The following is a 6,880-nucleotide window of genomic DNA, read 5'->3' as shown; positions in this document are numbered from 1 at the left end:
GCTGCTCGACCTCGCCGACCGGGCCGCCCGCGTCGGGGTGGAGCGGTTCGTGCTCGACGACGGCTGGTTCACCGGCCGCCGCGACGACAGCGCCGGGCTCGGCGACTGGCACGTCGACGCCGACGTGTGGCCCGACGGGCTGCACCCGCTGGCCGAGCGGGTCAGGCGGCTCGGCATGCAGTTCGGGCTCTGGATGGAGCCCGAGATGATCAACCCCGATTCCGGCCTGGCCCGCGCCCACCCCGAATGGATCCTGCAGACCGGCGACCGCCTCCCTCCGCCCGCCCGGCGCCAGCAGGTCCTCGACCTCACCAACCCCGGCGCCTATGCCCACATCAAGGAGCGGCTGCTCGCCCTGGTCACGGAGTACGGCCTCGACTTCATCAAATGGGACCACAACCGAGACCTCGTGGACGCCGGGTCCGCCGTGCGCGAGGGCCGCGCCTCGGTCCACGCCCAGACCCTGGCCGTCTACCGGCTGCTCGACGAGCTCCGCGCCGCGCACCCCCGGCTGGAGATCGAGTCGTGCTCGTCCGGCGGCGCCCGCGTCGATCTCGGCATCCTGGAGCGTACCGACCGGGTCTGGGCCAGCGACTGCATCGACCCCGTCGAACGCCAGCAGATCATGCGCTGGACCGCGCAACTGGTGCCGCCCGAGCTGGTCGGCAGCCACATCGGCGCCGGCCGCTCCCACACGACCGGGCGGCGCCACGATCTCGCCTTCCGCGCCGCGACCGCGTTCTTCGGCCACTACGGCATCGAATGGGACCTCACCTCCCTCGCCGACGCCGAGCTCGACGAGCTGGCCGGCTGGATCTCCCTGCACAAGCGCCACCGCCGGCTGCTGCACACCGGCACGATGGTCCGCCTCGACGACACCCCTGAAGGCGTACGGGCACACGGCGTCGTCGCCCCGGACGCGAGCGAGGCCCTCTACGAGATCGCCGTACTGGACCGCCCGGCCACCTGGCCGCCCGGCCTGGTCCGGCTGGCCGGGATCGACCGGGACACCGTCTACCGCGTCCGCCCCCTCGTGCCCGTGACCTCTCGCGGGGCCGCGCCCCCTTGGTTGTCCGGGGACGCCGAGCTGCCCGGCTCGGCGCTGGCCGCCGCGGGCATCGCCGTGCCGCCGCTCTTCCCCGACCAGTCGGTGCTCGTCCACCTCGAAGCCGTGGCGGCTAGGGCGTGACGGCGCCGCTCTCCCAGGCCCAGACGGCGATGTCCACGCGGTTGCGGGTGCCCAGCTTGCGCTGGATGCCGGCGACGTGGTTCTTGACCGTGCCGGGCGAGATGAACAGGGCGGCGGCGATCTCGGCGTTGGTCCGGCCGCGGGCGACCAGCCGGGCGATCTGCAGCTCGCGCCCGGTGAGTGGCGGCTCCCCGCGCGCCGCCCTGGCCGGGGGCGGCAGCAGGTGCCGCAGGAGGCGTACGGTGACCTGCGGGCTGATGAGGGTCTCACCGGACATCGCGGCGCGCACGGCCTCGGCCAGCAGCGTCGGGCCCGAGCGTTTGAGCAGGAAGCCGCAGGCGCCGTTGCGCAGCGCGGTGTAGACGTACTCGTCGAGGTCGAACGTGGTGACGACCACCACGCGCATGGGGTCGGCCACGTCGGGCCCGGCGAGCCGGCGGGTCACTTCGAGCCCGTCGACGCCGGGCATGCGGATGTCGGCGAGCACGACGTCCGGGCGCAGGTGACGGGCCTGTTCGAGCGCGGTGGCGCCGCACGCGGCCTCGGCCACGACGGTCATGTCGGGCTGGCTGTCGAGAATGATCCGGAACGCATGGCGGATGTTCTCCTGATCGTCGGCGATCAGGATCCGCGTCGGCCTGAGGTTCATGCGCGGGCCTGCCGGGTGGGTAAGGGCGCGGACGCCAGCGGAAAGGTTGCGGCGACGCGCCATCCGCACGGAGCATGCGGGCCGGCGGTCAGCGTGCCGCCGAGCGCTTCGACCCGTTCCGCCAGACCCGCCAGGCCACGGCCCCCGCCGTGGAGCCCGTCGTGGGTCCCGCCACGGGTCACGCCACGTGTCACGCCGCTGGGCGCGGGCCCGGTGGTGGCGTCGTCGGTCACGGTGACCTCCAGAGCGTCGCCGGCCGGGGTGCGACGGACGCTCACCTCCACCCGGCTCGCCGTCACGGCGTGCCGGCGTACGTTGGTCAGCGACTCGACGACGACCCGGTAAGCAGTCGCGGCCACCTCCCGGGGCACGCCGTCCGCCGCGTCGACGTCGAGATGGACCGTCGCGGAGCCCGACGACGAGAACCTGCCGGCCAGCTCCCTCAGATCGGCCAGGCCGGGCAGCGGCGTGCGGTGAGCCGGCTGCTCGGCGGCGAGGTCGTCCTCGTGCAACATCCGCACGGTGCGGTCCATCGACGCCAGGGCCTGCTGCGCGGCGTGCTCGATGCGCCGGAACACCGCCGCCGACTGCCGCGGGTCCTGCTCGGCGAGGATCTGGCCGGCCTGGGCCTGGGCGAGCATCTCGCTGACGTCGTGAGCCACGAAGTCGTGCAGGTCCTGGGCGAGCTGCGCGCGCTGCGCCTGGCGGGCCGCTCGCACGGAACGGGCCCGCCGCTCGTCCAGCGAACGCAGATAGAGCCCGACCATGGCCGCGAGCAGCGCGGACAGCACCCAGACGGCGAAGCCGGCCACCGCAGCCAGAGTCGGCGGCCCCGTGCCGAAACGCAGCAGGAGGACCGGCAGGGCGACGCCCGCCGGCCCCACGGAGAGCAGGGCGTGACGGGCGGGCGCGACGCGAACCGTCACCATGATCAGGACGAGCAGGGCGGCGGACTCGCCGAGCAGCCAGCCGCCGGCGGGGGCGTCCTGCCGGTGCTCCCGCCCGAGCAGCAGCAGGCCGGCGGTCGCGGTCAGCGACACCACGCCGGCCGCGCCCGTGACCGCCGCGGCCCGCTGACGCCACCACAAGGCTCTTCCCGCACGCACATCCCGAGCTTAGACATCCAGTCCCGCACTCCACCTGTGCCGAACGGCACATTCCGCGCCCGAACCCGTACGCCGCCGTGCCGGCCGGCCCATGGGCGGCCCGCCTCGTCGCCCCGAAGCTGGTCGGGGACGTGATCGAGACAGTGGGGGTGTGATGAGGCACGTGTACCGCCTTCTGGCGAGCTGGCCCGCCTGGTCCGCGTACGCGGCGGCCGGGTGGTCGGCGCTCTATGGGGCGCTGGGGCTCTACTGGGCCTTAGGCGGCGGCGGGTTCCCGTTCGCGCCCGTCGAGGACGACCGGGCGACGGGGTCGATCCTGGAGGGCAGCCAGGCAGGGTCGGTCGCGCCGGTCATGGCCGCCGCCGGGCTGGTCGGCGTGGCGGCCGCGCTGGCCATGGCCCGGCGATGGGGGCGTGCGCGCACGATGCTGCTCGTCCTCGGGTGGACCCTGGCCGGCACGCTCGCCCTGGTGGTCCAGGACTACACCCTCCTCGTGCTGGTCGCCTTCGCTCCGTTCCTGCTGGTGTTCGCCTTCACCGGGGTTCCCGGCCCGCAGGAGGGCATCGGGGACATCCTGTACTGGCACCGGGTCAACCTGATCATCATGTTCGCCGGCGGGGTGCTCTGGGCCCTGGCCACCCTCGCCCACCAGCGCCGGACCCGCCGGGCCTGCGCGCACTGCGGCAGGGGCGGCCAGGGCGCCGGGCGCTGGACGACGCCGGAGGCCACGCGCCGCTGGGGCCGGTGGGCCGTGTACGTCGCGTGCGCCGCGCCCGTGCCGTACGAGATCACGAGGATCGCCTGGTACCTCGGGATCCCGCTCGGCATCTCCGGCGACTTCCTCCGCATGATGCGGGAGACGCCCGGCATGGCGGAGGTGGGACTCGGCTGCGCCCTCGCCTCGATCGGCGGGGCCGTCCTGACCCACGGCCTGATCCGCAGGTGGGGGGAGGTCTACCCGCGCTGGATCTGGTTCAGGGCGGGCGAACGTGTGCCGCCGGCGCTCGCGGTCGTCCCGGCGTCCCTCGTGGCGCTCGCCGCGATCCCGGCCGGCCTGATGAACCTGCGCATGGGCTTCGACGCCGGCCGGACGTGGGCCATGAACGGGCCCGGCGTGCTCTGGATCGTCTGGGGCGCCGCGCTCGCCGCCGCCGCGTGCGCCTACGGGCTGCGCCGCCGGCGGCCCTGCCGCCACTGCGCCCCGGCGACGCGGCAGGAGGTCCCGGCGAGGTGACGGTGGTGGCTACTACAACCCCGGCTGCGGCAGCGGCCCACCTTGCTCGAACAGTTCCGGATTCGCGGGGCCGAGGTGTCCCCCGGGAGGCCGCCCATTCGTCACCTGAATATGAGCCATAGCCTTTCCGGGCTTCCGCGCGGCGGCACGCCGCGTCGACGCCGGTTCTCAGACCGAGAGCCGGGGGTGAACCACCTCGATGAACGTGTTCCTGAGGGCGGTGCGGCCTGGCGGGCGCGCCGATGGATGCGACCACGCCGAGGCGCCCGGACGTACCAGCCCGGATTTGTGCCCTCCGCAACCGGCGGACGGCGTCCTGTCCTGAAGGGAGGTGTGGGCCATGCGACGCGATCCCATTTGGAGCTGATGAGGTGATCCCGCGGTGGAGTGGTGGCGGCTGTGACGCCGCGCAGGCGGGCCATCACCCACCGCGGAGGCCGGGTGCCCGCCCGTGCGGGCCTCTGGCGCGGGGCAGGACCTGCCGCAGCGCGGGTCGTGCCCCGCTTGTGGAAGCGGGGCAGGGCGTGCCGGTGTGCGGGTGCGTCGTGGGCGGCGAGGGCAGCCGAGGAGGATCGGGCGGAATCGATGTACGCCAAAGTGCTCGCGATCGGCGAGTTTCGCGGCTTGTGGCTGGGCGGGTTGCTGTCGCGAGCGGGCAGCCAGCTGGCGCGCGTCGCGCTGGCCGTCCTGGCCTACGAGCGCAGCGGCTCGGCCGCCGTCACCACGCTCGTCTACGCGATGACGTTCGTGCCCGCGCTGGTCGGAGGGCCCGCGCTGGGCTGGCTGGCCGACCGCTACCCGCGGCGCGAGGTCACGATCGCCTGCGATGTGACCAGGACCGTCCTCATCGGGTTCGTCGCACTGCCCGGTCTTTCGCTGCCCGCCTTGTGCGCCCTGGTCTTCGCCTCGCAACTGCTCGACTCGCCGAGCAGGGCGGCGCGCATCTCGCTGACGCCCGAAGTGCTGCCCCGCGAGCTCTACCAGACCGGAGTGGCGGTCCACCAGCTCAGCGACCAGGTCGTGACGCTGCTCGGTTTCGCCGGCGGCGGCATCGTGGTAACGCTGGTCGGCGCGGAGACGGCCATCCTCATCAACGCGGCCACGTACGCCGCCGCCGCGTCACTCACCTTGGCCACGGTGCGCCGGCGCCCGGCGGCCGCGGGAAAGGACCCGATCTCCCTCCTCGGCGGGCTGCGGCTGGTGGCCGGGCATCGCGCGTTGCGCAGCCTGCTCGGCCTGGCCATGCTGTCGGGCTTCCACGTCATCCCCGAGGCGATCGCGGTGCCGTACGCCGCCTCGTTCGGCCTGGGCACCCCGGAGGCGGGACTCCTCATGGCCGCCCTGCCCGTGGGGAACGTCATCGGCGTGTTCGCGCTGTCCAGGTTCCTGTCCGAATCGCGGCGGATGGCGCTGATGGCCCCGATGGCGGTGGTGGCCAGCGTGCCGCTGGTGATCAGCGCGGCGGATCCCGGCTACGTGCCCTTGCTGCTCCTCTGGACGGTGTGCGGGGTGCTGACCGGCTATCACGTGGCGGCCAACGCGGAGTACGTGCGGATCGCACCGCCGGAGAGCAGGGGACAGGCGGTCGGCCTGGCCTCCTCCGGCATGGTCGCCGCCCAGGGGCTCGGCATCCTGCTCGGAGGCCTCCTCGTCGAAGCGGCCGGACCGGAGCACGGCCTGGCGATCGCCGGCGCCGCCGGCCTGGTCGCGGGAGTGCCGGTACTGCTGGCCTGGAACAGGGCCGTCAGGGCGTCGCCCCCGCGCACGTGATCACAAGGCCATCCGCACTTCGGCCCGACCCCGGGGCCGTGGCGGCACGGACGACCGACGGGGCGCTACGGCGCGGTGAGCGGTTCGGCCTCGTACGCCTCGTGCAGCACCTTCACGAAGGACGGCGCCGCTGGCAGGGACGCGGCGCCGATCCGGTGCACGGCCAGGCCCGGCGTCCACGAGTTCAGCACCACCGCGCCCGCCAGCGACGACAGGTCCGCGAGCCCGACCTCCTCGACGCGCTGGGGCACGCCGAGGCGGTCGAGCTGCCTGCGTATGATGCCCATCGTGGTCCCCACCAGCATCTCCGCCTCGGGCCACACCACCCCCGAGCCGTCCCAGAAGGCCAGGTTCCAGATCGAGCCCTCGCTGAGCCGCCCCCGCCGGTCGACGAAGGCGGCGTCGTCGAAGCCGCGGGCGACGGCCTGGCGGAGGTAGTACGTCTTGGCCGCCTCCCCGACCTGCTTGACGGCCGGAAGGAACCGTTCGTGCTCGAAGGCCGCCAGGGCGAGCGGCCCCGCCGGGCCGGTCGCGGGGGGCCCGGTGCGTACGAGCAGCTCCGGCTCCTCCTCGGCCGACGCCACGGTGAAGTCGCCGGCAGGGGGGTACACCGTGGCCCGCAAGGACAGGTCCGCGGGGCCCGCCCGGAGCGCCGCCCGCAGGCAGGCGCGTACGCGGTCGTCGGGCACGGCCCGGCCGAGCAGCTCCAGCGAGGCGGAGCGCAGCCGTTCCAGGTGGAGGTCGAGCCCCCGCACCCGGCCGCCACGCACCTGCATGGCGGTGAAGTGGGCGTAGCCGGCGAAGGCGAGCGGCGCCAGGTCGCCGGCGCTCGCCGCGTGGCCGTCGCGGTGGACAACGAAGGAAGACATACGTCGCTCCAGCATGCTCAACAGATGGAATGTCCGTGACAACGGCGACGTTAGGGCCTCACA

General features: G+C 74.0%; 6 protein-coding genes. 3 read left to right on the top strand and 3 right to left on the bottom strand.

Translation table 11 applies throughout. From position 1 onward, the window contains the following. The coding region (locus tag GUY59_RS31015) for an alpha-galactosidase (RefSeq protein WP_161714783.1) at positions 1–1,189 on the top strand (1,189 nt) is incomplete at its 5' end. Here GUY59_RS31015 and GUY59_RS31010 read toward each other — a convergent pair. Continuing rightward, positions 1,179–1,838 carry a response regulator gene (locus GUY59_RS31010; RefSeq protein ID WP_138203502.1) on the bottom strand — a complete coding sequence of 220 codons (660 nt, stop codon included), beginning with the start codon at positions 1,836–1,838 and terminating at the stop codon, positions 1,179–1,181. The two genes, GUY59_RS31015 and GUY59_RS31010, sit on opposite strands and share 11 nt — an antisense overlap. Then, positions 1,835–2,944, bottom strand: a complete 1,110-nt coding sequence (locus tag GUY59_RS49150) for a sensor histidine kinase (RefSeq protein ID WP_138203505.1) — start codon at positions 2,942–2,944, stop codon at positions 1,835–1,837. The genes GUY59_RS31010 and GUY59_RS49150 overlap by 4 nt, the downstream gene beginning before the upstream one ends. Positions 2,945–3,107: 163 nt before the next feature. Between GUY59_RS49150 and GUY59_RS31000 the strand changes: the two genes are divergently transcribed. Both GUY59_RS31000 and GUY59_RS30995 read left to right on the top strand, forming a co-directional pair. Beyond that, positions 3,108–4,178, top strand: coding sequence for a hypothetical protein (locus GUY59_RS31000; RefSeq protein WP_201761545.1), 1,071 nt, complete (start codon positions 3,108–3,110; stop codon positions 4,176–4,178). Positions 4,179–4,763: 585 nt separating this feature from the next. Further along, entirely contained in the window at positions 4,764–5,948 is a 1,185-nt protein-coding gene (locus GUY59_RS30995; RefSeq protein WP_138203507.1) for an MFS transporter, read from the top strand. Positions 5,949–6,013: 65 nt separating this feature from the next. Here the strand turns inward: GUY59_RS30995 and GUY59_RS30990 are convergent, their stop codons facing one another. Beyond that, on the bottom strand, positions 6,014–6,817 hold the full coding sequence (locus GUY59_RS30990; RefSeq protein ID WP_138203509.1) for an aminotransferase class IV family protein: 804 nt from the start codon (positions 6,815–6,817) through the stop codon (positions 6,014–6,016). Between the last annotated feature and the right edge of the window lie 63 nt (positions 6,818–6,880).

Source organism: Nonomuraea sp. K271 (genome assembly GCF_009908215.1).
Taxonomy (GTDB): Bacteria; Actinomycetota; Actinomycetes; order Streptosporangiales; family Streptosporangiaceae; genus Nonomuraea; species Nonomuraea longispora.
This window is presented reverse-complemented; position numbering and strand designations above follow the sequence as displayed.

What these genes read in the sequence shown, in the direction of transcription:
- GUY59_RS31010 (WP_138203502.1), bottom strand. Translation starts at nt 1,838, where the DNA reads ATGAACCTCAGGCCGACGCGGATCCTGATCGCCGACGATCAGGAGAAC.
- GUY59_RS30995 (WP_138203507.1), top strand. Translation starts at nt 4,764, where the DNA reads ATGTACGCCAAAGTGCTCGCGATCGGCGAGTTTCGCGGCTTGTGGCTG.
- GUY59_RS30990 (WP_138203509.1), bottom strand. Translation starts at nt 6,817, where the DNA reads ATGTCTTCCTTCGTTGTCCACCGCGACGGCCACGCGGCGAGCGCCGGC.